Annotated in this window: 24 protein-coding genes; 18 read left to right on the top strand and 6 right to left on the bottom strand. The window is 45.2% G+C overall.

Going from position 1 to position 26,033, the window contains the following annotated elements:
* Positions 1-24: 24 nt before the first annotated feature.
* The gene (gene alr / locus DWX57_RS06225; protein WP_120123245.1) at positions 25-1,158 is read right to left on the bottom strand and encodes an alanine racemase; all 1,134 of its coding nucleotides are present in this window, start codon (positions 1,156-1,158) and stop codon (positions 25-27) included.
* Between the two features lie 117 nt (positions 1,159-1,275).
* Complete coding sequence (locus DWX57_RS06220; RefSeq protein WP_119999366.1) at positions 1,276-2,622, bottom strand: ATP-binding protein; 1,347 nt, start codon at positions 2,620-2,622, stop codon at positions 1,276-1,278.
* Between the two features lie 207 nt (positions 2,623-2,829).
* Here DWX57_RS06220 and iorA point away from each other — a divergent pair, with 207 nt between their 5' ends.
* The 6 genes from iorA to DWX57_RS06190 all read left to right on the top strand — a co-directional run bounded on the left by iorA (position 2,830) and on the right by DWX57_RS06190 (position 10,652).
* Entirely contained in the window at positions 2,830-4,623 is a 1,794-nt protein-coding gene (iorA, locus tag DWX57_RS06215; protein WP_199688728.1) for an indolepyruvate ferredoxin oxidoreductase subunit alpha, read from the top strand.
* On the top strand, positions 4,616-5,188 hold the full coding sequence (locus DWX57_RS06210) for an indolepyruvate oxidoreductase subunit beta (protein ID WP_120123244.1): 573 nt from the start codon (positions 4,616-4,618) through the stop codon (positions 5,186-5,188). The genes iorA and DWX57_RS06210 overlap by 8 nt, the downstream gene beginning before the upstream one ends.
* Positions 5,189-5,230: 42 nt before the next feature.
* Complete coding sequence (locus tag DWX57_RS06205; RefSeq protein ID WP_120123243.1) at positions 5,231-6,472, top strand: phenylacetate--CoA ligase family protein; 1,242 nt, start codon at positions 5,231-5,233, stop codon at positions 6,470-6,472.
* A 313-nt stretch (positions 6,473-6,785) separates the two neighbouring features.
* A complete protein-coding gene (locus tag DWX57_RS06200) occupies positions 6,786-7,502 on the top strand; it encodes a prepilin peptidase (RefSeq protein ID WP_119999360.1) in 717 nt (238 codons plus the stop codon).
* A 212-nt stretch (positions 7,503-7,714) separates the two neighbouring features.
* Positions 7,715-9,349 carry a class I adenylate-forming enzyme family protein gene (locus tag DWX57_RS06195; protein WP_015534358.1) on the top strand — a complete coding sequence of 545 codons (1,635 nt, stop codon included), beginning with the start codon at positions 7,715-7,717 and terminating at the stop codon, positions 9,347-9,349.
* Between the two features lie 46 nt (positions 9,350-9,395).
* Entirely contained in the window at positions 9,396-10,652 is a 1,257-nt protein-coding gene (locus DWX57_RS06190) for a diaminopimelate decarboxylase (protein ID WP_120123515.1), read from the top strand.
* 90 nt (positions 10,653-10,742) lie between these two features.
* Here the strand turns inward: DWX57_RS06190 and DWX57_RS06185 are convergent, their stop codons facing one another.
* The 3 genes from DWX57_RS06185 to DWX57_RS14090 are packed head-to-tail and all read right to left on the bottom strand — an operon-like array spanning position 10,743 to position 13,589.
* Entirely contained in the window at positions 10,743-12,008 is a 1,266-nt protein-coding gene (locus DWX57_RS06185; protein WP_117549815.1) for a sensor histidine kinase, read from the bottom strand.
* A gap of 21 nt (positions 12,009-12,029) precedes the next feature.
* A complete protein-coding gene (locus DWX57_RS06180; protein WP_118649477.1) occupies positions 12,030-12,773 on the bottom strand; it encodes a LytR/AlgR family response regulator transcription factor in 744 nt (247 codons plus the stop codon).
* 33 nt (positions 12,774-12,806) lie between these two features.
* Positions 12,807-13,589: a sensor histidine kinase gene (locus tag DWX57_RS14090; protein ID WP_015534354.1), complete on the bottom strand. Its 783-nt coding sequence runs from the start codon at positions 13,587-13,589 to the stop codon at positions 12,807-12,809.
* Between the two features lie 638 nt (positions 13,590-14,227).
* On the opposite strand from DWX57_RS14090, the gene DWX57_RS06170 reads away from it, so the two are divergent.
* The 8 genes from DWX57_RS06170 (at position 14,228) to DWX57_RS06140 (ending at position 19,516) form a co-directional block, all read left to right on the top strand.
* On the top strand, positions 14,228-14,842 hold the full coding sequence (locus DWX57_RS06170; protein ID WP_117875329.1) for an accessory gene regulator B family protein: 615 nt from the start codon (positions 14,228-14,230) through the stop codon (positions 14,840-14,842).
* A complete protein-coding gene (locus DWX57_RS14085) occupies positions 14,823-14,975 on the top strand; it encodes a hypothetical protein (RefSeq protein WP_156332998.1) in 153 nt (50 codons plus the stop codon). The genes DWX57_RS06170 and DWX57_RS14085 overlap by 20 nt, the downstream gene beginning before the upstream one ends.
* 176 nt (positions 14,976-15,151) lie before the next feature.
* Positions 15,152-15,649, top strand: coding sequence for a hypothetical protein (locus DWX57_RS06165; RefSeq protein WP_015534352.1), 498 nt, complete (start codon positions 15,152-15,154; stop codon positions 15,647-15,649).
* A 52-nt stretch (positions 15,650-15,701) separates the two neighbouring features.
* The gene (locus tag DWX57_RS06160) at positions 15,702-16,583 is read left to right on the top strand and encodes a hypothetical protein (RefSeq protein ID WP_238051178.1); all 882 of its coding nucleotides are present in this window, start codon (positions 15,702-15,704) and stop codon (positions 16,581-16,583) included.
* Positions 16,584-16,614: 31 nt separating this feature from the next.
* The gene (locus tag DWX57_RS06155) at positions 16,615-17,172 is read left to right on the top strand and encodes a hypothetical protein (protein ID WP_015534350.1); all 558 of its coding nucleotides are present in this window, start codon (positions 16,615-16,617) and stop codon (positions 17,170-17,172) included.
* Between the two features lie 14 nt (positions 17,173-17,186).
* Positions 17,187-17,978, top strand: a complete 792-nt coding sequence (locus DWX57_RS06150) for a hypothetical protein (protein WP_015534349.1) — start codon at positions 17,187-17,189, stop codon at positions 17,976-17,978.
* A 61-nt stretch (positions 17,979-18,039) separates the two neighbouring features.
* A complete protein-coding gene (locus DWX57_RS06145; RefSeq protein ID WP_117549805.1) occupies positions 18,040-18,870 on the top strand; it encodes a hypothetical protein in 831 nt (276 codons plus the stop codon).
* A 13-nt stretch (positions 18,871-18,883) separates the two neighbouring features.
* Complete coding sequence (locus tag DWX57_RS06140; RefSeq protein ID WP_117875331.1) at positions 18,884-19,516, top strand: ABC transporter ATP-binding protein; 633 nt, start codon at positions 18,884-18,886, stop codon at positions 19,514-19,516.
* A gap of 126 nt (positions 19,517-19,642) precedes the next feature.
* Here the strand turns inward: DWX57_RS06140 and DWX57_RS06135 are convergent, their stop codons facing one another.
* The gene (locus DWX57_RS06135; RefSeq protein WP_015534342.1) at positions 19,643-20,161 is read right to left on the bottom strand and encodes a peptidylprolyl isomerase; all 519 of its coding nucleotides are present in this window, start codon (positions 20,159-20,161) and stop codon (positions 19,643-19,645) included.
* A 94-nt stretch (positions 20,162-20,255) separates the two neighbouring features.
* Here DWX57_RS06135 and mltG point away from each other — a divergent pair, with 94 nt between their 5' ends.
* From mltG to DWX57_RS06115, 4 genes are all read left to right on the top strand, one after another.
* Complete coding sequence (gene mltG / locus DWX57_RS06130) at positions 20,256-21,389, top strand: endolytic transglycosylase MltG (protein ID WP_055146128.1); 1,134 nt, start codon at positions 20,256-20,258, stop codon at positions 21,387-21,389.
* Between the two features lie 157 nt (positions 21,390-21,546).
* Positions 21,547-23,187, top strand: coding sequence for a DUF6382 domain-containing protein (locus DWX57_RS06125; RefSeq protein ID WP_015534341.1), 1,641 nt, complete (start codon positions 21,547-21,549; stop codon positions 23,185-23,187).
* Positions 23,188-23,303: 116 nt separating this feature from the next.
* Positions 23,304-25,214, top strand: coding sequence for an FHA domain-containing protein (locus DWX57_RS06120; RefSeq protein WP_118757948.1), 1,911 nt, complete (start codon positions 23,304-23,306; stop codon positions 25,212-25,214).
* 46 nt (positions 25,215-25,260) lie between these two features.
* Positions 25,261-26,031, top strand: coding sequence for a PP2C family protein-serine/threonine phosphatase (locus tag DWX57_RS06115; protein WP_015534340.1), 771 nt, complete (start codon positions 25,261-25,263; stop codon positions 26,029-26,031).
* The last annotated feature ends 2 nt before the right edge of the window (positions 26,032-26,033 follow it).

Raw genomic sequence — 26,033 nt, 5'->3', positions numbered from 1 at the left:
TCTCCCTTTCCCCAATACTGCCGATCAGACATCCCCATTTATATAAACCCTAGGTACCCTCACCGATATGTTGCACACGATCACATCCACGTTGGTGTCGAGCATATTTGCCATGTCTTCGATGGACATGCCCTCGCCGAGAAGGGTTACTGTGTCGCCGCGCTTTACATCCGGGATGTCTGTAATGTCTGCCATGCACTGATCCATGCACACGCGTCCGATGATTGGCGCTTCATGGCCGTTTATGATGACCTTGCCCTTGTTGGACAGATAGCGGCTGTAGCCGTCGGCAAATCCGACAGGCAGAGTGGCAATCTTTGTAGGCCTTTTGGTGACAAATGTTCCGCCGTAGCCGATTTCTGAACCGGCAGGAACCTCCTTCACCATGGCAACGTATGTGTACCAGCTGAGGATCTCCTGAAGTCCTGAATTCTTCCAGTCAAAATCATCAGAAGGAGTGAGACCATAGAGGATATCACCGCATCTCACCGCATCAAGCTGTGCCTCAGGCAACATCAGTATGGCAGGGCTGTTGGCTACGTGGTGCTTTGGTATGACAACCCCCATTTTCTCAAGTTCATTTACGGCGTGGAGGTATAGGTCAAGCTGCTTTCTGGCGCTTGTGTGGTCGCCCTCGTCTGCCCTTGCAAAATGTGTAAATATACCTGTTACGTTCAGGTCATCCATCTCGCAGATCTTCTTTATAGTGTCAAATGATTCCTGACATACCGGAAATCCGATTCTGTTCATTCCTGTGTTCAGCTTTATCTGTACGTTCTGCTTCTTTCCTGCGCGTCTTGCGGCGGCAGCCATATTCTCGGCACCCTCCAGAGAGAACAAGGTCAGGTCGAGGTCGTACTTTACTGCTTCATCCAGCATATCATCGGCGGTGTCTCCAAGTATAAGCACGGACTCTGTTGCGCCTGCGTCCCTGAGCATTTTGCCCTCCTCCCAGATGGCAACTGCGTAGCTGTCGATGCCACATTCCTTGAGTGTTGGGTAAAGTCCGGCGATGCCGTGTCTGTATCCGTCACCCTTCATGACGGCGGTAAACTCCACGCCCGGCTTCAGTCTTGCCTTGATATTTGCGATATTGCTTCTGAGCTTTGCCAGATCTATAACTGCTGCAGTTCTTCCTGCAAATGGTCTGTTATTCATAGTTATTCTCCTATTTTACAACTGTCATATATAGTATCTAGGTAATTATATTTTTAATTGTTGAATGAGTCAACACGTGTGTTATGATGTTGTTAAAAGTCACGCAGAATATATATTTTACAACCCCGTTGTATCCAATTCTATGATCATCTGTTCCAGTTTTTGCTCTCTTAATAAATAGCACATATAGATTGGAAGGTATGTTATAGCACCGTCTGTCTCCACGTTTCCAATTGATAAAACATATGCTTTTTCAAGATGATAATCCGGAACTTTCATAAAATTATCCAACGCTTTGTGTGATTTATAAGCCTTTCCCGATTTAACTTCAATTGGAACAACCTGATCATTCATTTCTATTGCGAAATCCATCTCTCCGATTTTCTGCTTTTTACAGAAATAAGGTTCGAAACCATTGGCAACCAATTGCTGTGCGACTGCATTTTCAAAATGAGCACCATTGTTGACTTCCCCGTTTTTATTTATCAGCTCAACTTTAGTTTCTGCCGGATAAGCGCTGGTCAGCAGACCGATGTCACTCGAGAAAAGTCTGAACACATTACTGCTCTTGCTCGCCAGAAGTGGGATTACCGGCGCATCTACATTATAAACAGGCAACGCCACGCCTGCATCTTTTAACCATAAAAAGCTGTTTTCATATCGATTAAATTTCAATTCTTTATCCAACATGGTAAATACAAATTTCTTATTTTGCTTATTCAACTCAGCCGGAATAATCTCATATATAGATTTCACTTTTAACTTTTTGTCTTCAAGCTCATATTGTGAAAAATCTTCCTTATAAAGAGTTGTAATATCCCGTTGAACTTTATCGACTTCCCGAATATCCTTGGTATTTATATAAGCTTTGACAGCATCCGGCATTCCGCCGACAATAAGATACACAAAGAACATTGCCAGAAGCTTTTTGTGTATAAATTCATCCACCGGGCTGGAAGTTTTAAATTTATCCTCTAACATATTCAAGGTTGTTGCTGAGACATTATTTGCCACCATAAATTCTTCAAAATCCATGGGATACATTCTTAAGACTGTCAGATACCCGACTGGGGCAGAAGCAATTCCTTTAAGCTCCACACCCAGTAGTGAACCGCTCATGACATATTTATAACTGCCCTCATCTACCAGAAATTTTATTTTTGTTACTATTTCTGGGCATTTTTGAATTTCATCAAAAAAAACAACCGTTTCGTGCACTTTACAATCTTCGGGCATGATCATTTTCAGTTTAACCAGAAATTCTTCTGCACTCATTTCTGCATTTAGATAAGATACCATATCCGGTTGATCAATGAAGTTGACCTCAAACTTGGTATATTTGCTCTTTTCAATTTCGTTTCTTATAAGCCATGTTTTTCCAATCTGTCTTGCCCCAGTTACCAACAATGCTTTATTTGAATTTTCAAGCCATTCTCCAATAATTCTGGAATCTTTTCTATACATACATTCATACCTCCCAAATACAATTTAACCTATTTGCCCCGTTTTTTCAATTACTATAAAATTATTTTGCCCCGTTTTTATTATTTTATTTTAATAAAATGCCCCGTTTTAATTGCTGACCCGAATATTTGTTGTCATTGAAAGCTGTGGAGGGTATAATATCGAAATATAAGAGAATTTATAAATGACTTGGAAGGTAGTATTGTTATGAGAAAAGAATATGTTATGGGTAACGGGGCCATAGCCCTCGGTGCACTTGCGGCGGGTCTGAACCTTGTGGCGGGATATCCGGGAACCCCGTCTTCGGAGATACTGGAGACAGTAGCAAAATACCCGCATGACGGAGTCCATGTGGAGTGGTCGGTAAATGAGAAAGCGGCTATGGAGGTTGCCGCAAGTGCATCATACAGTGGAGCGAGAACGCTTGTGACCATGAAACAGGTGGGTCTAAACGTGGCATCGGATCCGCTTATGTCACTGGCATATGTTGGAATAAAAGGCGGAATGGTCATCGTGTCAGCGGACGATCCGGGCCCTATATCATCACAGACAGAGCAGGATACAAGGATGTTTGCAGACTTCTGCAGGATCCCGGTATTTGACCCGTCGACTCCTGAGGAGGCATATCAGATGATACAGGATGCATTTGACTACTCGGAGAAATACAAGACCCCTGTTCTGTTCAGGCCGACAACAAGAGTGTGTCATGCATACGCATCTATAGAGGTAAAAGACGAGTGGAAGGCAAAGGAATATGAGGGATTTGTAAAGGATTCAAAGAAATGGGTCATCTTCCCGAGATTGTCATTTGCCAACCATGCCATGATAGAGAAGAGAAATGTAGAGATCGGGGATGACTTTGGCGACTACTCCATGAACACGGTGGAGGGAAGCGGCAGCAAGGCGGTATTCGCATCGGGAATCAGCTACTGCTACGCAAAGGAGACACTCAAGAACGTGCCTGATGTGAAGCTGATCCGTATAGCGACCCCACATCCTTTCCCGGAGCAGTTTGTGAAGAATGCGCTGGACGGAGTGACGGAGGTCATGTGTCTTGAGGAGCTCAGCCCATACATAGAGAATCAGATATTACGCCTTGCGGGCAAATATCATATGGATATAAATGTCAGAGGAAAGCAGACCGGTGATGTGCCGACAAGCGGAGAGCTCAGCACAAACAAGGCTGCAGACATCCTGTGCGATTTTCTGGGACTTGAGAAGACTTCCCAGGTGGATGTGTCAGATGCACCGGCACTTCCTGTAAGGCCGCCTGTGCTGTGTGCGGGATGCCCTCACAGAGCGTCATTCTATGCGGTAAAGAAGGCGATGGCCGGCAGAAAGAGTTATTTCTGCGGAGATATCGGATGCTATACACTTGGAAATGCCATGCCGCTTGACATGGTGGATACCTGTCTGTGCATGGGAGCCGGAATCACTATGGCGCAGGGCTTCCACTGGGTGGATGAAGATGGCGTGTGCTTTGCATTTGTGGGAGATTCCACATTCTTCGCGTCTGGTATGACCGGCGTGGTAAATGCAGTGTACAATGATGCAAATATGATCCTGTGCGTGCTGGACAATTCGACCACAGCCATGACGGGACACCAGCCACATCCGGGAACAGGACGCAATATGATGGGCCAGTTCGTGGACAAGGTGAGTATACAGAAGGTTCTTGAAGGAATCGGAGTGAAGAAGATAGTCACTGTTGATCCGCTTGATCTTGAGGCGAGCGTGGCAGCAGTTAAGGAGTGTGCGGATATCAGAGGTGTCAAAGCGATCATTTTCAAGTCGCCATGTATAGCCATCACCAAGCCGTCTGGCAAGATGGAGATATCCGAAAAGTGTATACAGTGTAAGAAATGTATCAGAGAGATAGGCTGCCCTGCGATAATCCTGAAGGATGGTAAGGTGGCGATAGATGAAAGCCTGTGTACGGGATGCGGTCTTTGTTCACAGATCTGTCCGGTGGGGGCGATAGGAGGTGCTTGCAATGAATAAAGATATTCTGGTCTGCGGAGTAGGCGGACAGGGAACGGTTCTTGCGTCCAAGCTCATCGCATCGGCTTATATGGCAAAGGGCGAGACGGTACATTCGGCGGAGACCATAGGAATGGCGCAGAGAGGCGGAAGTGTCACGAGCCATGTGAGGATCGGTGAGGCGTATTCGCCACTCATAGCCCAGGGCGGTGCTGACATTATACTTGCGTTTGAGCCTGCAGAGGCGGTGCGCAATCTGGCTTATCTGAAAAAGGGAGGAATCGTCATCACCAACAACGTCCCGGTGAAACCGGCGACTGACTCGCTCATGAATTCAGGCTACGAGGCGCAGCCGATGCTTGACTACCTGAAGGATAAATGCGATTGTATAGTCATGGACGGCGCGGCGATAAGCCGTGAATTTGGTTCGGCAAAGTTCTACAACATAGCACTTCTTGGAATTGCAGCAGCCAGCGGCAGACTTGGACTTGACGAGGCGGATATAATTTCAGCTATTGAGAATGGAGTGAATCCGAAGTTTGTAGAGGTGAACAAGAAAGTATTTGAATATGCGATGAAGATGTAGTTGGCGATGGGCTGACCGAAGGGAAAAAGGAGAGTAAAAATTATGAAGTTAAATGACACACAGCTTGCTCAGGTGGACGCTCAGATAAAGAGACTTGTAAAGACTGACAGCTATTATGGTAAGAAGTACAGAGAACTTGGTATAACAGATGTGACAAGTCAGGAGGCATTTGAGGAGCTTCCGTTTTCAAGCAAGGATGATCTGAGAAATGCTTATCCACTGGGAATACAGGCTGTTCCGGATGAGGAAGTGGTACGTATCCATTCATCTTCAGGAACAACAGGAAAGCCGGTTATCATACCTTATACAGCAAAGGATGTCGATGACTGGGCAACCATGTTCGCAAGATGTTACGAGACAGCCGGAGTGACAAAGAAAGACCGAGTACATATCACACCGGGATATGGTCTGTGGACAGCCGGAATAGGATTTCAGGCAGGCGCGGAGAAGCTTGGTGCCATGGTAATTCCTATGGGCCCTGGAAATACTGACAAACAGTTACAGATGATGATCGATCTTGAAAGTACAGTTCTCACAGCAACATCATCATACGCACTTCTTCTTGCCGAGGAGATAGATAAGAGAGGGCTTAAGGATAAGATACATTTGAAAAAGGGCGTATTTGGCTCAGAACGCTGGAGTGAGAAGAAGAGAAAGTATATAAAAGAGAAGCTTGGAATAGAGCTGTATGATATATATGGACTTACAGAGATCTATGGACCTGGTATCGGAATAAGCTGCGATGCCCAGAATGGAATGCACTATTGGGATGATTATGTTTATATAGAGATAATAGATCCGAAGACCGGAAAGACTCTCCCTGACGGAGAGGAGGGAGAGATAGTTATCACTACTCTGGTTAAGGAGGGGGCTCCGCTCATCCGTTTCAGGACACACGATATATCAAGGATCATTCCGGGTGAGTGTCCATGCGGAAGAAAGCATCCTAGACTGGATATCATCAAGGGCAGAAGTGATGATATGTTCAAGGTACACGGCGTAAATATGTTCCCAAGTCAGGTTGAGGAGCTGCTTGCACTTGTGGATGGAGTCCCAAGTGAGTACACCATAAATATAGCCCATGACGAGCCTGCCAATAAGGATATCATGCTGGTTACAGTTGAGGCCGAGGGACGTGTAGATTTTGAGCAGACAGGACGTCAGATCAGAGATCTGTTCAAGTCAAGGATCGGAGTTACACCGAAGATTACTGTTGTCCCTGTTGGAACGCTGCCTAGAAGTGAGAAGAAGACACAGCGTGTCATCGACCATCGTGAGCAGTAGGTGACGGACGGTGAGCACTATTGGAGAATGACGCATCTGAGTTTTAGTATGTCCAATCAGGGTCGCTCCCGCTTATTTCGGCTCGCAGCGGTACTAAGGTGCCGCCTTCATGGCGCCACCTAAGGACCGGCGGCCTCAAATTCCCTGAGTTGAACATACTAAAACTCATATGCTGTCAACGATGGTTGTACAGGTGCTCACCTGTCTATGGAGAGGATATTTATTATATTAGATACCTGTAATGTAGTTGTATGAGACTAGAAGAATATGTGTTGACATATTTATATTTTAGAAGGGGTAGGAGTAATTAATTATGAATTCAACTGATATAATTTCCTATATAGTTGCGTTTTTACTTGGGGTGGTGTTGTTTACTCTGGCGAATGAGATCATACTCAAGCTGCCGAACAATGAGAATATTTTTAAGGGGAAGCCGAAGAGCTTTGAGAAGTTTTCTCCGAGATGTCTGTTCATACAGATCCTTGGTGGGGTGTTCGGAGTGCTTATGGTGTGGCAGTTTGATGTGAGCCTTGAGGCGGTTACGGTATTCCTGTTCTTTGGACTGCTGACTATCATCACATTCATAGACGCTGATACCATGGAGATACCATTTGTGCTGAATGTATGCATACTGGTGCTTGGAGTTATATCCATATTCACGAGAGGTGGATTTTCACTGACAGGCGGAGATCTCTCTCTTGTGAGCAGACTTATTGGAATGCTTTGCGTGAGTCTTCCTCTGTTCCTGATAGTGCTGGTTATACCGGATGGATTTGGCGGCGGAGATATCAAGCTCATGTTTGCCGCAGGATTCTTCCTTGGCTGGAAGGCAACCGTCATAGCATTCTTCATCGGACTTATCATTGGTGGATGCCAGGGCGTGATACTTCTTGCAAGGCGTAAGAAAGGCAAGGACGATCATTTCGCATTTGGCCCGGCGCTCAGCGTTGGCCTGATGATTGCGACATTTGTGGGATCACAGATGATGAACAGCTATATCAATATGATCAAGGCATCATTCTATGCGTAGAGTGATGAATCCATGAAAAAGAAATAGTGCTGATGTATAAGTGATAAAAAATTTATACATCAGCACTATTTTTTATGATAGTATTCAAATGTAATTGCCTATTGTATATTTTCCATGTGAGGGATATACTGTAAAGAGCGTGCAATTTAACGCGTTAAAGCTTTTAATTGAGAAAGAAGAGCAATTATTAAGAGAGGTTAGGAGTTACGATTATGCCAATCACAGATTACTTAGAGAGAAATGCCAGAGAATATGGAAATGATGTCGCTCTGGTAGAGATAAATCCTGATGTGCAGGAGACGAGAAGGGTTACATGGAGGGAGTATGAGCTCATAGAGTCGAATCCTACATGCCAGTACAGAAGAGAGATCACATGGAGCGTGTTCAACGAGAAGGCAAACAGATTTGCCAATCTACTGGTATCACGCGGAATCCAGAAGGGAGACAAGGTAGGTATCCTCATGATGAACTGCCTTGAGTGGCTTCCAATATATTTCGGAGTATTGAAGACAGGAGCCATAGTGGTTCCGTTCAACTTCAGATACGATGCGGAGGAGATCAAATACTGTGTAGAGCTTGCAGATGTTGACGTGCTTGTATTTGGCCCTGAGTTCATCGGACGTATAGAGGCTGTCGTTGACGAGATAGCTGAGAAGAGAATCCTCTTCTATGTGGGAGGCAATTGTCCTACATTTGCAGAGGACTATGACAAGCTGACATCCAACTGCTCAAGTGTATTCGAGAAGAGAGACATCAAGGACAGTGATGATGCGGCTATATATTTCTCATCCGGAACAACAGGATTCCCAAAGGCTATCCTGCACAACCATGAGAGCCTGATGCATGCGGCAAAGGTCGAGAATGTACATCATGGACAGACAAAGGATGATGTGTTCCTGTGTATCCCGCCTCTGTATCACACGGGTGCCAAGATGCACTGGTTTGGAAGTCTGATAGTGGGCGGCAAGGCAGTTCTGCTCAAGGGAGTAAGCGCCAAGACTATACTTCAGACTGTAAGTGATGAGAAGTGTACTATAGTATGGCTTCTTGTGCCATGGGCTCAGGATATACTGCTTGCCATAGAGAACGGCGATGTACATCTTGAAGATTATGAGCTGTCACAGTGGAGACTGATGCACATTGGAGCACAGCCGGTACCACAGAGTCTTATAAAGAAATGGAAAGAGATATTCCCTAACCATCAGTACGACACGAACTATGGTCTTTCAGAGTCCATCGGACCGGGCGCTGTACATTTGGGAGTTGAGAACATACATAAGGTCGGAGCTATAGGCGTGCCGGGTTATGGCTGGCAGGCGAAGATCGTGAACGAGGACGGAACAGAGGTCGAGCAGGGCGCAGTCGGCGAGCTTATCCTCAAGGGACCGGGTGTCATGACCTGCTACTACAAGAATCCAAAGGCGACAGAGGAGTGCCTGAAGGACGGCTGGCTGTACACGGGAGATATGGCTATGCAGGACGAAGATGGATTTATTTATCTTGTAGATAGAAAGAAAGATGTTATAATCAGTGGTGGAGAGAATATCTACCCTGTACAGATAGAGAACTTCCTCAGCAAATACGAGAAGATCAAGGACGTTGCGGTCATTGGTATCGCAGATGCCCGTCTCGGAGAGATCACAGCGGCGATCATAGAGGTAAAGGATGGCATGACTTGCACAGAGGAAGAGATCAACGAGTTCTGTAAAGAACTTCCAAGATACAAGAGACCAAGGAAGATCATATTTGAGCACGTTCCGAGAAATGCTACAGGTAAGATAGAAAAGCCACTTCTCCGTAAGATGCACAAGAGTGAGAACCTTGTTGCAGCGGAGAACAACGCATAATATGCAGGATACTTGCCATAATACAGCACAGAAAGGACAAAAAAAGATGAAGACACCATTTATTACAAAGGCAAAGGCAGAGGAGATCATCAGGGAGATCCCTACACCGTTTCACATTTACGATGAAGAAGGAATCAGAGAGAATGCGCGAAAGCTTTATAAGGCGTTTTCATGGAATAAAGGATTCAAGGAGTATTTCGCTGTAAAGGCTACTCCAAACCCAACGATACTCAAGATCCTCAAGGAAGAGGGCTGCGGAACAGACTGTTCATCACTGACAGAGCTTATGATGTCAGATAAGATGGGATTTAAGGGCGATGAGATCATGTTCTCATCCAATGACACTCCTGCCGAAGAATTCGTGCTTGCGAAGAAGCTTAACGCAACCATCAATCTTGACGATTTCACACACATTGATTTCCTGGAGAAGTCAGCAGGAATTCCAGAGAAGATCTGCTGCAGATTCAACCCGGGCGGAAAGTTCTCCATATCAACCACCATCATGGACAACCCTGGTGATGCAAAGTATGGTATGACCAAGGATCAGATCATCGAGGCATACAAGATCCTCAAGGCAAAGGGCGTGAAGAGATTTGGAATGCATGCTTTCCTTGCCAGCAATACAGTGACAAATGAATATTATCCAACACTTGCAAAGATCCTGTTCGAGACAGCAGTTGAGATCAAGGAGAAGACAGGTGTAAAGCTTGACTTCATCAATCTTTCAGGCGGAGTAGGAATCCCATACACACCTGACAAGGAGCCAAATGACATCATGGTCATCGGCGAGGGTGTAAGAAAGGTATACGAGGAGGTTCTCGTACCTGCAGGAATGGGTGATGTTGCTATCTTCACAGAGCTTGGACGTTTCATGCTGGCACTTTATGGACACCTTGTTACAACAGCTATCCATGAGAAGCACACACACAAGGAGTACATCGGCGTAGACGCATGTGCAGTCAACCTCATGAGACCTGCCATGTACGGTGCATACCATCACATCACAGTCCTCGGCAAAGAGAATGAGCCGTGCGATCACAAGTATGATGTGACAGGTTCACTGTGTGAGAACAATGACAAGTTCGCTATAGACAGAATGCTTCCGAAGATCGACATGGGAGATATCCTTGTCATCCACGACACCGGAGCACATGGCTTTGCCATGGGCTACAACTACAACGGCAAGCTGAAGTCAGCAGAGGTTCTGCTCAGACCGGACGGCTCATTCAAACTCATCCGCCGTGCAGAGACACCTGAGGATTACTTCGCAACCATCAAGGATTTCTGGGATGTAGAGCTGTAACAGGCAGATCATAGATAAGCATAGAAAACCGGCAGTATATCAGTTGAAGCTCAACTGTATACTGCCGGTTTTCTAGGTGCATGAGCTGCGTTACACTGTCACCTCGAAGCAAATATAATTCTGTCCGGATATGGTTCGGTTATCCAGACATATCTTTCCCTCATATTCATCCACAAGTTTTTTCATGTTCGGAAGACCATATCCGTGATGCTGTTTGTCGATGGTCTTGGTTGTGTAGCCGTAGGTAAACATATTTCTTCTAAGATCAGAGCTCAACACAGGACCTTTGTTCATGGTACTTATGATGATCTGGTTCTGACTGCTGTCAAGAGACAGGGTGGCAGATCCCGGAACATCTACAGCCTCCAGAGCATTGTCTATTAATATTCCAAGTATACGTATGATCTCATATTCGGGCATACAGCTTTTCAACGTATGCTGTCTGACTATCACATTCAGAGTCTTTCCGTTCTTTTCAGCATTGATCATCTTGCTATATATAAAACCGGCGACAACAGACAGATTGATGCGAAGCAGCTCAGACTCACGGTATTCAGATACCATATTGTCCGAATAGTTTATCAGGGCATTTTTCAGAGACTCATAATCCCTATAGGTGTATGGAAGCATTCTGACTGCCATCAGATGGTTATCAAAGTCGTGCTGTTTGCTTCGCAGATCCTTTATCAGATCAGCCATCATAGGCTGATAGGTTTTAAAGCATTCCAGGTCGTGCTGCTGCTTTCCTATGGTTCGCTGCTGTCCCAGAATGATGATATCCGAGAGAATGACCACAACCGCAAAGCATGATATCACAGGTATATACACCGAGGTGTCGATGGTGCTGAATTTGTACAGCCCAGTCTCAATCATATACACAACGTACAAATGAATAGACAGGAATTTGATAATTCCACTGCCGCCCATGAAGGTTTGGAACACACGGTTCATAGGCGCATATCTGCACAGAGCCACTGAGATCAGAAATGAAAATACAGCACAGGAAATGGACAGGTATATCTCATTGTTCACACCCAGACGTGTCATACCCATGATGATAATGTCCTCAAGAAAAGCCGCATACAGATATTCAAGAATATACGCCATCAATACATAAAAATATCTGGTCTTCATAATATACAACAGCATGAGATAGGACAGCAGGCATAATGCCAGCCATCCAAATGCATTTGGGAAAATTAAGGAAACTGCATTCCCGAGTATAAGGTAAGCAGCCATTCCAATAATTGGGTGGCGCATATCCCGGAATTTTCTTCCGATGAGGGCAGATATAAAAATAACATCCTTCATTGTTTCCAATGTAAAGCATAGGAGATCAATTATAGAATTCGGCATTTCAAATACTCCTTATCATTGCTAAGCCTGTTCAACGTGTTTGTGCGCAGTTGTGGAAGCCTTAAGTCTGTGACCAAACTCTGTGGCATATTTGCGGCCAACCGGTATCCATTGATAGTCCGGTGTGTCAAGCGATACCATGGCGGTAACCTTGTCGTAGGTATCCACATGATGAAGGTTTACGATAAAGCTCTTGTGGCAGCGCGCAAAATACGATGGAAGAGAGTCCGCAAATACAGAGAGTCGTGTTCCTGTGGATATAAATAGTCCGGTGGTTGTGTGGACATGCATGTTTCGCAGCTCGGATTTAATGTATAGTATATTGTCTGGTCTGATCCTGGCAAGTACACCATCTCTGTCGGTAAGCTCTATTGGTTCCTCCCTGATCAGAGAAAAGTTCAGAAGCTTGGAGACAGATTCTATCAGATCCTGCTGTGAGTAGGGCTTGACCAGATAATCGTAGCAGTTGGTCTTGTGGATCGCTCTGGGAGCTTCGTTTACAAGAGCTGTCACGTACAAAATAGGAGTTGTCTGATAACGCGGATTTCTTCGCAATTGTTCTCCCAGCTTTATTCCGTCCTTATCCGGGTCGGCGCCAAGCTGTATATCCAGCAGAAAAAGCTGGATGCTGTGCGAATCTGCCAGAGCCAGAGCATCATCATAACAGGCGGCCTTCAGACATTCTATGTCGGGGAAGCTTTCTTCTATTATCTCTGCCAGACCATTTAATTGTGCCACATTGTCTTCAACTACCAAAGCTCTCATTATAAAAGACTCCTTCCTTCTATGTGTTGTATTTTAAACCATTACTTCAAAACGCACCAGAGTATCATCCAGAAGATAATCGTTTTCCAGATATATTTTTCCATTATATTTAAATACCAGACGCCTGAGATTGTAAAGACCAAGGCCGTGCTTCTGACGATCACAGGTCTTGGTGGTATAGCCTGCTGTGAAAAGCTTTGCTCTGATCTCGGGTGTTAGCAGAGGACCTTTGTTCAGAGTGGTGATGATGATTCTGCCGTCCCGGCTATCCAGGTGCAGAGTCATACTATCGTGCTCAGATATGGCCTCCAGTGCATTGTCGATGAGTATTCCCAGAACCCTGACCAGCTCATATTCAGGCATCCGGCTCTCGAGCAGATAGCTGTGAACGACAATATTCAGCTTTTTGTGCGCCTTTTCTGCCTGCTTTTGTTTGCTGTATATAAACCCGGCGATCACGAACATGTTGATTTTTAGAAGCTCGGTGGTTCTGTATTCGGATATAACCTCATCTGAACTGCTGATAAGAGCCTCCTTTAATGAACTGTAGTCGGTGTGTGTATATGGAAGCATTCGAATACCGGTCAATATATTGTCAAAGTCATGCTGCCTTCCCGTGACGTCCTCAATCAGATCATCCATCATAGGCTGATAGACGTTGTAATTTGCCAGATCGTGCTGCTGCTTGCTGATGATCTGTTGCTGGCTGAGGATTACTATGTCGGTGATGAGGACTATCACGGTGAAAAATGAGATGAGGGGGATATATATGATTGTGTTAAATGTGCTGTATTTACGCAGTCCCAGCTCAAGCATGATTATCAGAAAAACATGTATTACAAGGTACTTGGATAAAAATCTGCCATTAATCAACTGAGAGTAGAAGCTATGGAATGGAAGTAGCCTGCATATAGCACAAGCAATAGAAAAAGTAATCAGGGAGCCTGCGATGGAGGAGGCTATCTGATTATTAAAATTCACTCTGTAAAATAACAGAATTATAGAATTTTGAATAAGAAGGATAAAAGTGTGTGATATGACGAAGGCAATTAGAGAATTAAATATAGTCGTATTTAAGATAAAAAGAGTCGTTAAATAGGCTAGTGAACATAAGATGATCCACCCAAGCGCACCTGGAAACAGGGATGAAAAAAAGGTTCCCAAACAAAAGTATAAAATTGCACTTATCACAGGATGTCGCATTTCTTTTATATGTACTCCGGCAATGGATGAGAGCATGATGAGATCATATAAAATTTCAATAATATAACAAAAAGAGTCTACGATATGATGTATCATGGCAACCTCCATAAAGATAATATAACATTATACAAAGACGATTTATACCGCGTCAATTGTCGTTTATGACATGATAGATACCGTTCATGACAAATTAAGCAAAATATATTGCAATCTAAGTAGTTGTATGATAAAAGAAAAGTGGAGGTGGTCAAATAGATAATCTAAACAATAAGCTGGGAATATTATTAACACAGATCCTGCTGGGCAGAAAATACAGAAGCGATGAGGATCGTGATGTAAAAATACAATATTCTATACTGCTTCTTATTGACAAGGTAGAGAAATATTTAATTATTTTGGGCCTCTTTTCAATATTGGGACACGTTGATATAGCAATAATAACAGGATTGACAATAGAACTTACAAGAAATTATCTTGGCGGTATACATATGAAAACATGGTATGGCTGTACAGCGGTGACTGTATTGTTTTATATCGTGGTGTTAGCATGCGGAGAAAATATTATATTGTCAAGCAAACTGCAGAATTCATTGTGGGTATCGGAGATAGTAGTTATAGCATTATTTGCGCCTATACCATCAAAACAGAGACCTAAATATAATCAACATAGAAAAAATATGATAAAGGCTCGTGGTATAGCAGGTGTGCTGATAATTGGAGCGGTGAGTCTTGGGGTGAAATCTTACAATAACTATATTGTATGGATATGGTTGTTGCAGATTATAGAAGTGATGATATTAAAATTATCATCTCTGATAAAAAGAAATAAAAAGGGGGTGACAATGCGTGACGCAGAAGAGGGTTAGAAATATGCTGTCGGACATACTTGAGAATATGGCAGAAGATGTGATTAGACTGACAGGATGTTTCGGTGCATGGGGAGAGATAGAACTCCCAGAGTGTCTCAGGAATATCGATTCACAGAAAGAGACAAAGTAAAATATCCTGAAGAGTTGAGCTTCAGGATATTAGAAATATCAAGACAATCATTTGCTGGAAAAATCTTGATAAACGGATTGTACTATCAGACACAGAAAAGTACAATAGCAAAATTGTTAAAAGTGGCAAAATTGGAGTAAAGACCGCAGATAATTAATTAGGAGGGACAAAAGGTTATGAAGAAGTCAATGAAATCAAAGCTTGCGATGTTCGCTGTTGCAGGAGCGATGGCAGTGTCAGGAGCAGCGGGAATTGCTGCACCTGCTAAGGCTGAGAATGTACATACAAATAATGCAGGTACAGTGGTTACATGCAAAGAATCATATTCTAATACAGATAACGAGCTGTTTACTTTTAGCAACAATAACAGCGGATATGGTTATAGTTCGTACAGACGTAAATATAATAAGACAAAGGTTTATGTATATCCAACAGTAGGACCAAAGCTCAGTTACACAGTAATGGGCTCGCATTCATCAAAAGGGACAAACCCAATAGTAAAATCTGATACGCATATTATTCCGCTTGGAATTGAGGCGAGTATCACAAACATGGTAAACGAGAAAGGCTATGCCTATGCAGGCTTGAGGATGCACAGGACAGTCAAAGCACAGACTGATTCAAAGGGCTGGTGGAGTCCGGATTCCACAAGAAATTACACTATTTATGACTGATTAAAGCAGTGACATAAGACGGATGGCAAAGGCAGAGTTGGGAGGAGTAGAAGTGAAGAAGAAAAGATATCTTGTGATGACAGTGGCAGCAGTGCTGATCATGGCAGCAGTGGCAGCTTCGGCGTATGTGCTCCAGAAAAAACGGGAAACCCCAGAGGACAGAGCGTTAAGGAAGTCGTCTGAGGCGGCATCTGAAGAGACAGACAGCGAAGCTTCGGGAAACAAGACCGGAGAGAAAATAAGTGAAAAAGAAGGTGTGGGTGATAACGTGCTGATGTCAGGAGCGGTGAAGATAGAGCTGCTGTCGGCTGATGTATACACAGGTGACGAGATAACAACAGAGGATAAATATCCGGTTGAATATTTTCGCAGTGAGACTCTGCCGGAGCCTGAGTCGGAGGAGGAGATAACAGACTGGGATGCTCTGTATGAGGAGGCTCCGGGATACAAGGAATTTCAGGAGTCGGCAGGGGATGCGTATACTCCTGAGGAGTGTGAGGAGATAACTGCACAGTATCAGGATGTGATAGATAAGCATACGCAGACTGTGGTAAAGACCAATAAGCTGTATTTTATTAAGTGCAGACTGACGAATACCGGGGATGCGGTTGTGAAGAATGTGTTCCCATACGACATTGTGGAGAGGATTCCCGGTGAGAGTGAGGTTTCGTTCGTAGAAGGAATGGTATACTTTGACAAATCAGTCCACACAGAGGGCGATGACAGAGCCAGTTGGTACTATCTATACAGACTGGAAGGACACGAGACAATGGAATGTACGATTGGACTTGTTGTGCCACAGGAGCCGGAGGATGGCGTGAAATATTATTATGGACAGGTGATCACAGGATATTTTACGTACAATCCGGCGGATCTTCCGGATTTTGTGGATCTGGATGCACTCCCAAAGCCGGAAGCGGATGACAAGCCATGAGGTGGGAATCAGATTTTGTGGAGGTATATGCATGAGGAGAGGTGTTCTGATGGCATTGGGTGTTGTGAGCTTGTGTGCAGTCACCTTGTGGTGCGGAAGAATATTCAGCGTTAACAGGGCGTACAGTGATGACACCAGAGTTGTAGAAGCGGCTGAGAATGTATCGGTGGATGGATTGCTTATAAAATGCAGGGAGACCCGCATATACAGTATAGATGAGTATAAAGCACGTTTTAATGTGGACAGTGTGGATGTGCTGAGCCCGGAGGATCGGTTTATCTGTACACGCCTGAATGTAGATAATACAACTGAAGAACCGATCGATTGGGATACTGTGATGGCGGCGACTGAGTGTGGCTTTGAGTCACAGACATGGTGCAGTTCGGTGAATTTGTATTCTGGCCGGGAACTGAATACGTTTACAAGTAATGATCTGGAGCCCGGAATGAATCAGGATATATGGTATGTGACAAGTCTGGCGCGGGTGTCATTTAGCAGGGATACGTGGGATAACCTGGAGCGGGAGAGCTTCTATTATGTACTCACCCTTGAACCTGATAAGCTGATGATCAGACTGGATATTGAATGAAGTGGTGTTGAGATATGAGAGTATTAAGATTTGAAATGACCAGAGCGTTCAGAAATAAGTGGCTTGCAGTAAGCGTAGCTCTGGGAACGTTGATTGGGCTGGCGGACATATGGCTTAATGTCAGCCAGTATGGATTTAACAGAGGCAGGGCTTTGATCCAGACATGGATCGGGACAGACTATCAGTTTGCATACAACAGCTTGTTTTACGTACTGCTGCCACTGATTGCGTGTTTTCCGTATGCGGGGTCGTGTTATCAGGATCAAAAAACCGGATATGAAAGCAGTATATGTATTAAGACGTCCCGCTTAAGCTATATGATTGCAAAGGAAGCGGCTGTGGCGGCTTCGGGAGCGGCAGCCGTGGCGTGCCCGCTGCTCATAGCCATGTTCATTGCTGCGGGGATATATCCGGATAAAAGACCGGAAAAACTGACATTTTTGTATGCAGGAATTATAGACTGCCACATGTTCCCGAGAATATTTGCAGAGCATCCTGTGTGCTATGCGCTGCTGTTTACGCTGCTCGATGCAGTGTTTGGAGGGATAACAGGTCTTGTGGCTATGTGCTTTGCGAGGTGGTGCGGGAGCAGATTTTCAACGATAATGGCTCCGTTCGCATTGTATGTATTTACCGGTGTGATGTTTGAGGGACGTGGGATTGGAACCTGGTCAGCCATGCAGATGGTCAATCCACTGCAGAATGTGGTTACATACAGGTACCAGATGGTGACGATGTATGCTGCGGTGAGTGCAGCGGCACTCGTTCTTATATACATATGGCACAGAAGAAGGGATATTCTATGAAAGAAGGAAATACAGATAAAAAAGGAATGTATGTGGTGGACAGATATGAGGTGATGCGGGAATGAGGACTCTGAGACTTCTCGGAAGAGATATGGAAAATGGAATATTAAGGAGATGTGTTCTTTTTATACTGCCGTTACTGTTTGCGGTGTCGCAGACACGTGAGCTCCACGCATATCTTATCGAGCTTGCAGATGGGAATATCCTGTTGACCAACGGAACATTTGCGGACTATCTTCTGTTTGCGATGAAGGGGATGGAGGTGTATTACTTTGATCCAAGGAGCGTATTTTACATACCGATATACTGGTTTGCGTTCCAGATAGGCCTGGCCTATTTCCTGGCATATTATTCCAGTGATGATTTCGCCGCAAATGCGAGAGTGGTGTGCCTTGCGTCCGGAAGCAGAAGAAGCTGGTGGGTCAGCAAGCTCATATACTGTACGGTGGCTGTGGTAATGTATTTTGCTGTATGTGTGCTGACGATATATTTAATGGCGGCGGCATATGGGGCAGATATGACCATGGATATGACGGCGGCGCTGACAACACGGCTGTATCCTCCGCAGACATACAATCTTAGTGCCGCAGATCTGCTTCTGATAACATTATTTATACCGATGCTGGTAACGCTGGGGATAAGCCAGCTTCAGGTACTGGCGGGTTTTATAATCACGCCGGTCATCAGCTTTGCAGCGGTGTGTGGAGTGTATGTTCTGTCGGCATACTATACTGTATGGTATCTGTCGGGAAATTATACGATGTGGCAGAGAGTGTCATATGTAGTGGCAGATGGGGTTAATCCCATGAGTGGAGTGGTGCTTGCGGCTGGTATGCTGATCACTGCATTTGCAGGAGGAATCGTGTATTTTGATAATAAGGATATAATCTGATAGGAGAATACATATGAGCGAGATAAGGATAGAAAATCTGAATAAGAAGATAAAGGGTTCAGTCATACTTGATGATATCAGTCTGACCATGACTCCGGGCAGGATATATGGACTCCGTGGAAAGAATGGCTGTGGCAAGACAATGCTTATGAGAGCTATATGTGGTCTGCTCATACCTGATGGAGGACACATATATATAGATGATGAGGAGCTCCACAGGGACATAAAGTTTCCACGGAGTATAGGTGCTCTGATAGAGAATCCGTCATTTCTGCCTCAGTACACAGGCTTCAGGAACCTCAGGCTTCTGGCAAAGCTCATGGGAGGGATCAGTGATGACGATGTCAGATATGCCATAGAGAGGACAGGTCTTGATCCGGATGATAAGAGGGTATACAGAAAGTATTCCCTTGGAATGAAGCAGAAGCTTGGCATAGCAAATGCAATCATGGGAGAGCCGGATGTCATAGTGCTGGATGAACCTATCAACGCACTTGATGAAGAGTCTGTAGAGAACATAAAGAAGGAGCTGCTGAAGCTGCGTGATGGAGGAAGTCTTATAATCACTGCCTGCCACGACAGGGAGGAGCTGGAATATCTGTGCGATGAGATATATGAGATGAAGGATGGAAGGATAGTACAATAAATGAACATAAAAAAACATCTGCTGCGAACTCCTGTATACCTGGGATCGCAGGGCAGATGTTTATTTTTTTGTAAGAAGAATTATAAGTGTTTTCAAAAACTGCTATATGGGTTATAATACTTTCGATTAAGCCTTTACAGGTTCAGGATAATCAACACCGAAGGTCTCGACTGTTACAGTCTTCATCTTCTGTTCCTGACGAGGCTTGTCATTGTAGTCAGTTGGCACATTTGCAATCTTGTCTACGATGTCAAGTCCCTCGATAACCTTACCGAAGGCAGCGTAAGCACCGTCCAGATGAGGAGATGTCTTATGCATGATAAAGAACTGTGAACCTGCTGAGTCAGGCATCATGGAACGGGCCATTGACAGCACTCCGGGAGTGTGGGCCAGATCGTTCTTGAATCCGTTCTGTGAGAATTCACCTTTGATTGAGTATCCAGGACCGCCGATGCCGATTCCCTGAGGGTCTCCACCCTGTATCATGAAGCCTTTTATTACACGATGGAAGATTATTCCGTCATAGAAGCCTTTCTTGATCAGTGAGATGAAGTTGTTTACAGTGTTTGGAGCAATGTCAGGATAGAGTTCTGCTTTCATGACATCGCCATTTTCCATAGTGATAGTAACTATTGGATTTGCCATGTATATCATTCCTTTCTTGGTATAAGATAGGGTAATGATAACATCAGTTAACAGAACAGGCAAATGAAATTTGCAGATACAGAAGGAGAAAGAGATGGATTGGAGAAACATAGCAAGACCCGTTATTATAATAGCGCTGGCGGTATGTCTGGTGCTGTTCGGGGTATACAAGGTTAAGGAGACGTATACCGGATTTATGCAGGAATATGAGGGCACCTACAGTGCCGGCGGCGGAGAGAAGATCGAGGTTACCATACCTGAGGATACATCTGTCAAGGAGGCAGCATCTATACTTAAAGATGCGGGGCTTATAAAGTATAAGCTTGCATTCCAGCTCAGAATGACCGGCTCGCAGTACAGCCACAGTCTTCAGCCGGGTACTTACACACTCACAACAGGTATGTCGACATTGGATATGATAAAGACTCTGTGTTACGTGGAGTCGACCAGAGAGGTAAAATATACACTGACAGTTCCTGAGGGATTTACGGTTGAACAGATCGCTGACAGATGCGAGGAGCTGGGCTTCTGCTCTGCAAAGGAGTTTCTTGAGGCGTGCAAGTCGGGAGAGTTTGAGTATCCGTTTGAGATACCTTCATCGGAAGTCAAGTACGCATTACAGGGCTTCCTGTTCCCTGCTACTTACGACATATATGCAGATATGACTCCAAAGGAGCTCATACAGGACATGATAGACAAGTTTAACAGCATTTACACAGATGACTTCAGGAAGAAGGCAGAGGAGCTTGGATATACAGATTTTGAGGTTCTCACCATGGCTTCCATAGTTGAGAAGGAGTGTAAGCTGGATTCAGACAGAGCGATGGTTGCGGGAGTATTTATCAACAGATTGAATGATGACATGCCTCTTCAGGTAGATCCATCTGTTCTCTATGTTGTGACTGACGGTCAGTACAATCAGGCAGAACTGTCATATGATGATCTGGAGGTTGATTCACCGTACAATACCTACAAGTACACAGGACTTCCTGTCGGCCCTATATGTAATCCGGGCGAGGCATCCATAGAGGGTGTCCTGAATGCGGTTAAGCATGATTACTACTACTACCTGACATCAGATGAGAGCCAGGGAGCATGTATCTTTAATAAGACATACGAGGGACATCTTGCTGACATAGAAAAGGCTGATGCAGCCAAGGCGGAAAAGGAAGCTGCAGAGGGTGATGGATCAGAAGATGGCTCCGATGAAAGCACTGATTCAGAGTAAAAAAATATAGACAAAATTATATAGCGAAAATTATCTAAAAGGGTATAAACTGCTTGCGATATATAGACTTTTTATATATAATAAAGGAGTATGTACCCTTTTGGGTTTTTATGCATCTAGTTATGCGCTTATGGAGGTGCGATAGGAGGAATATTTGATGAGGAAAATAAGTTTCAAGGTAAGAAATATCGGCTCTGAGAAATATTTGTCATATATTCTGAATGATGATTGTGAGTTTGACGAGGAGTTATTGGATTATCTGGAGGAGAACCGGATTCCTGAGCTCATTGATATCATTTATGAAGAGGATGATGAGAACGATTATCTTACATATAACGTTACAGGCAGGACAACGGTTGACGCACTCCTTTCGAATACGGTAAATGCTGAGAAGATATTGGGGATAATCAGAGGGGTAGCTTCTGGTATAGTTAATTTACGTGATCTTGGAATACCGGCATCATATGTGGTTCTTCACAAGGAGTTTACATATGTTAATCCGGTTACATACGATGTTGGAATGTTATGTGTTCCAGTTGAGTCAGAAGCCAATATCAATGCCGAATTCAGGATGTTCGCAAAGGACTTGCTGACGAGCGTTATTTATGATGACAGTGAGGATTGCAACTATGTGGCAAAGCTTCTCAATCTGTTGAATGCGGATAAGTTCACAGTGAGAAACTTCTATGCACAGCTCACAGAGCTTATGGAGTCTGCAGGAATGCAGGTGGAGGAGAACTTCGTTGATATAGGCTCAGATATGTCGGTTTCACAGTCTTCGGTTGACACGGCGGCATCTGATACAAGTATGGATGATCTGCCTGAGTTTGAGGACGTGTCATTTGGCGATGATGAGGAAGACGAGCTTGATGAGGTAGAGGAGATCAGTGACGAGGCGGCCGCAGCGAATGCGATATTCAAGGATCTTGATCTTGATTCGGATGAGACGAAGAAAGAGAATGTATCAAGCGAGATAGATATGTCGGTATTTGATGACAGCGTTCTTGAGGAGCTCGAGTTAGATGAGAGCCTTGATGAGGAAGAAGAGGATGACGAGGAGGGCATGACAGAGGCTCTCACATCAGATATGGCAGTACATGAGCCATCAGGACTTACAGAGGTTGCAAAGGCTGCCGATGGAGTTACGGAGGTTGAGCTTGACAAGAAGGATGAGCAGAAGCCGGTTCTGATATCTACGGACGAGCTTATGGATAATCCACCTGTTGTTAAGAATATCAAGATCAACCGTGCGAAGATCATACAGAAGGCGGTTGCTGAGACAGAGGAAGCTCAGATAGATAACCCTACAGAACAGATAGTTGCACCACAGTTCATGGACGGTGACCAGCCGGAGCCTGAGACGAATATGGATCCGGTGAAGGAGAAGGCAGAGGAGCCTGAGCAGAAGGGCACAGGAAGCACTGTTGAGCTGACCGGAGGAATGAACGTAGTTAAGGATACCGAACCTGAGAAGGCAGCGGTTAACAGGAACGCTCCAAAGGCTATGCCATATATAGTCCGTGTCAACACAGGCGAGCGAGTTATGGTCAACAAGGCTGTGTTCAAGATAGGAAAGGCGGCAAGAGGTGTTGATTACCATGTCGGTGGTAATGGTGCCATCAGCAAGGTACATGTCATCATCTACCAGAGAGAGGATGGATGTTATCTGAAGGATAACAAGGCGACAAATGGCACATATCTCAACGGAGCGCGCCTGGATGAGAATGCAGAGCAGAAGCTTTCAAACGATGCCATGATAAGCATCGGTGGAGAGGACTTTATCTTCAAATTAAGTTAATATACACCACCCACGATGTGGGACAAGAGCAGGTAGCAATACCTGCTTTTGGTGTTTGAATGAAGAAATAATTTTTGACGGAAAATATGCGGATTTAGACGAAAGGGATTGAAAAAATGAACAGAGAAAAGGTTGTTGTAGTTCCGGCGGGGGAAACTTACAGAGTGAGTTACAGTCTGGATATCAGTGATGTGATAGATGCTAAAGTGTATGATATGAGCAGAAGCGGATCTATGCCTGAGATGGCACCGTGTGACATGCAGGAGAATGCCGGAGTCAGGGTGTTCAATTATCAGATCGATGACAAGAAGCCTCTTGCGGAGATACTGAGACAGGAGATGAACAAGAAGGAGATACTCACACTTCTGTACAACATTCTGCATGCACTGGAGATGTTTGGTAAGAATATGGTTTCGCTCAGCTATGTTGCAAGGGACGAGCAGTGTGTATTTGTATCGCCTGAGACATACGATGTCTGCTTTATTGTCGCTCCGGTACAGAAGGAAGTGACAGATCTCAATGAGGTCAGAGCATTTGTGAAGTCGGTGATAGTTGATGCGAGATACTCAGAGAATGACAATGACAATTACGTAGCACGCCTTATAAACTGTGCGAATATGAGAGGTACATTTTCAAACTCGGACATGAAGAACGAGGTTAAGGCGATGCTTGCAGAAGCAGGCATAGACGCTGCTGAGATAGACAGAATGAAGGAGCTTTCCACAAATACTCCAAAGGGTGGCAACAGCCACATACTTCGAGGTGAGTCACCTAAGGTGAGCAGACTCGAGGTTATGAGAAATAATGCGAGAATGAATGGATATGCACAGCCGATGGGACCAAACGGCCAGATGCCAAACGGAATGCCATCGATGGGCATGCCACCGATGGGACCGAACGGCCCGATGGGATCAAACGGCCAGATGCCAAACGGAATGCCACCGATGGGAATGCCACCGATGGGACCGAACGGCCCGATGGGATCAAATGGTCAGATGCCGAATGGCCAGGTTCCGAACGGAATGCCACCGATGGGCATGCCGCCAATGGGACCGAATGGCCAGGCACCGAACGGAATGCCACCGATGGGCATGTCACCAATGGGACCGAATGGCCAGGTGCCAAACGGAATGCCACCGATGGGCATGCCGCCAATGGGACCGAATGGCCAGGCACCAAACGGAATGCCACCGATGGGCATGCCGCCAATGGGACCGAATGGCCCAATACCAAACGGTCCAATGGGATCAAATGGAATGCCACCGGTAGGCGTGCCGCCGATGGAGGAGCCGGTTAAGCCTGAGATGGCTGGAGCACAGCCGCAGGGGGATAAACCGGAGAATGTTGAGACGGTTGAAGCAGAAGCACAGGATGCCAAGCCGGAGATTGTAGAGCCTCCTGTTGAGGCAGAGCCGCAGGATGTCAAGCCAGAGGCAGTAGAGCCGGCTGAGACAGAAGCACAGGATGTCAAGCCTGAGCCAGCAGAGCCGGTTGAAACACAGCCACAGGAGATAAAGCCAATACCTCCAATGCAGGGCAACCCATTTGGAGGAAGACCGATTCCGCCAATGCCACCAATGCCACAGGCACACCAGATGCCAGAGATGCCGCAGAACCCACAGATGCAGCCGGTACCGCCAATGCCACAGATGCAGCCGGTACCACCAATGCCACAGACACCGCCGATGCCACAGGCACAGCCAGTGCAGGGCAATCCATTTGATGGAGCACCGGCACCATATTTCCTTAGGGTGAAGACGGGCGAGAGAATAAGCTTGGACAAGGCAGAGTTCAAGATCGGACATAAGGCAAGACTTGTGGACTATGCGATTACTGACAATTCAGCTATAAGCAGAGTTCATTGTGTTATCACCAAGAGAAATGGCGTGTGCTTCATCAGCGATAACAAGTCTACAAATGGTACATTTGTGAACGGAGAGGAATTGAAGGCGGGCGAAGAAAAGTTCCTGACGAACAATGCGATCGTTATACTCGGGGACGAGGAGCTTGTCTATCACATTAGATAGAATATCCGCAACGAGAGTTGAGACATAAATATTGGGAGGAATGTATATGGGGTTTAGCGCAGTATACAATACAGACGTAGGAATAAAGAAAAAGACAAATCAGGATTCGCTGGCGATCAAGATAGCGGATACTCCAAATGGACAGGTCGTGTTCTCCCTCGTATGTGATGGCATGGGAGGTCTGGCAAAGGGAGAGGTTGCCAGCAAGGAAGTCATAACAGCTTTCTGCAACTGGTTTGACACACAGTTTGTTGAGATGGTTGACAACAACAGCTTTAGTGAAGAGCTGCTGAGATACCAGTGGATAAGACTTGCCGTGGAGCAGAATGAGAAGATTAAGGCGTATGGCGAGCAGAATGGATTTATGCTTGGTACGACCATTTCTGCGATCCTCATATACAGAGAAATGTACTACATTCTCCATGTTGGAGACAGCCGAGTGTATGAGATCACTTCAGGGATAAGGCAGCTCACCGCAGATCAGACGCTTGTTGCAAGGGAGATCGCAGCGGGAAGACTTACACCGGAGCAGGCGGAGACGGACAGCAGACGAAGCGTGCTTCTCCAGTGTATCGGAGCTTCACCTGTGGTGGAACCGGATTTCGTAGTTGGGCAGGCAGCTCCCGGAGCGCATTACATGCTGTGTTCTGATGGATTCAGACATAAGATAACGCCTCAGGAGATGATAGAGAGACTTGGCCCGGGAACATGCGTCGACGAGGCGAAGATGAAGGAGGGCTGTGAGTTCCTCACAGAGCTTGTGAAGTACAGAAAAGAAACGGATAATGTAACAGTAGTGCTTATTAAATCGGAGTAATG

This window comes from Coprococcus sp. AF19-8AC (assembly GCF_003603115.1).
Lineage (GTDB): Bacteria > Bacillota > Clostridia > Lachnospirales > Lachnospiraceae > Coprococcus > Coprococcus aceti.
This window is presented reverse-complemented; position numbering and strand designations above follow the sequence as displayed.

Excerpts from the sequence above, each read along its gene's own strand:
- alr (WP_120123245.1), bottom strand. The coding sequence starts at position 1,158 with ATGAATAACAGACCATTTGCAGGAAGAACTGCAGCAGTTATAGATCTG.
- DWX57_RS06220 (WP_119999366.1), bottom strand. The coding sequence starts at position 2,622 with ATGTATAGAAAAGATTCCAGAATTATTGGAGAATGGCTTGAAAATTCA.
- iorA (WP_199688728.1), top strand. The coding sequence starts at position 2,830 with ATGAGAAAAGAATATGTTATGGGTAACGGGGCCATAGCCCTCGGTGCA.
- DWX57_RS06210 (WP_120123244.1), top strand. The coding sequence starts at position 4,616 with ATGAATAAAGATATTCTGGTCTGCGGAGTAGGCGGACAGGGAACGGTT.
- DWX57_RS06205 (WP_120123243.1), top strand. The coding sequence starts at position 5,231 with ATGAAGTTAAATGACACACAGCTTGCTCAGGTGGACGCTCAGATAAAG.
- DWX57_RS06200 (WP_119999360.1), top strand. The coding sequence starts at position 6,786 with ATGAATTCAACTGATATAATTTCCTATATAGTTGCGTTTTTACTTGGG.
- DWX57_RS06195 (WP_015534358.1), top strand. The coding sequence starts at position 7,715 with ATGCCAATCACAGATTACTTAGAGAGAAATGCCAGAGAATATGGAAAT.
- DWX57_RS06190 (WP_120123515.1), top strand. The coding sequence starts at position 9,396 with ATGAAGACACCATTTATTACAAAGGCAAAGGCAGAGGAGATCATCAGG.
- DWX57_RS06185 (WP_117549815.1), bottom strand. The coding sequence starts at position 12,008 with ATGCCGAATTCTATAATTGATCTCCTATGCTTTACATTGGAAACAATG.
- DWX57_RS06180 (WP_118649477.1), bottom strand. The coding sequence starts at position 12,773 with ATGAGAGCTTTGGTAGTTGAAGACAATGTGGCACAATTAAATGGTCTG.
- DWX57_RS14090 (WP_015534354.1), bottom strand. The coding sequence starts at position 13,589 with ATGCTTGAGCTGGGACTGCGTAAATACAGCACATTTAACACAATCATA.
- DWX57_RS06165 (WP_015534352.1), top strand. The coding sequence starts at position 15,152 with ATGAAGAAGTCAATGAAATCAAAGCTTGCGATGTTCGCTGTTGCAGGA.
- DWX57_RS06155 (WP_015534350.1), top strand. The coding sequence starts at position 16,615 with ATGAGGAGAGGTGTTCTGATGGCATTGGGTGTTGTGAGCTTGTGTGCA.
- DWX57_RS06150 (WP_015534349.1), top strand. The coding sequence starts at position 17,187 with ATGAGAGTATTAAGATTTGAAATGACCAGAGCGTTCAGAAATAAGTGG.
- DWX57_RS06145 (WP_117549805.1), top strand. The coding sequence starts at position 18,040 with ATGAGGACTCTGAGACTTCTCGGAAGAGATATGGAAAATGGAATATTA.
- DWX57_RS06140 (WP_117875331.1), top strand. The coding sequence starts at position 18,884 with ATGAGCGAGATAAGGATAGAAAATCTGAATAAGAAGATAAAGGGTTCA.
- DWX57_RS06135 (WP_015534342.1), bottom strand. The coding sequence starts at position 20,161 with ATGGCAAATCCAATAGTTACTATCACTATGGAAAATGGCGATGTCATG.
- mltG (WP_055146128.1), top strand. The coding sequence starts at position 20,256 with ATGGATTGGAGAAACATAGCAAGACCCGTTATTATAATAGCGCTGGCG.
- DWX57_RS06125 (WP_015534341.1), top strand. The coding sequence starts at position 21,547 with ATGAGGAAAATAAGTTTCAAGGTAAGAAATATCGGCTCTGAGAAATAT.
- DWX57_RS06120 (WP_118757948.1), top strand. The coding sequence starts at position 23,304 with ATGAACAGAGAAAAGGTTGTTGTAGTTCCGGCGGGGGAAACTTACAGA.
- DWX57_RS06115 (WP_015534340.1), top strand. The coding sequence starts at position 25,261 with ATGGGGTTTAGCGCAGTATACAATACAGACGTAGGAATAAAGAAAAAG.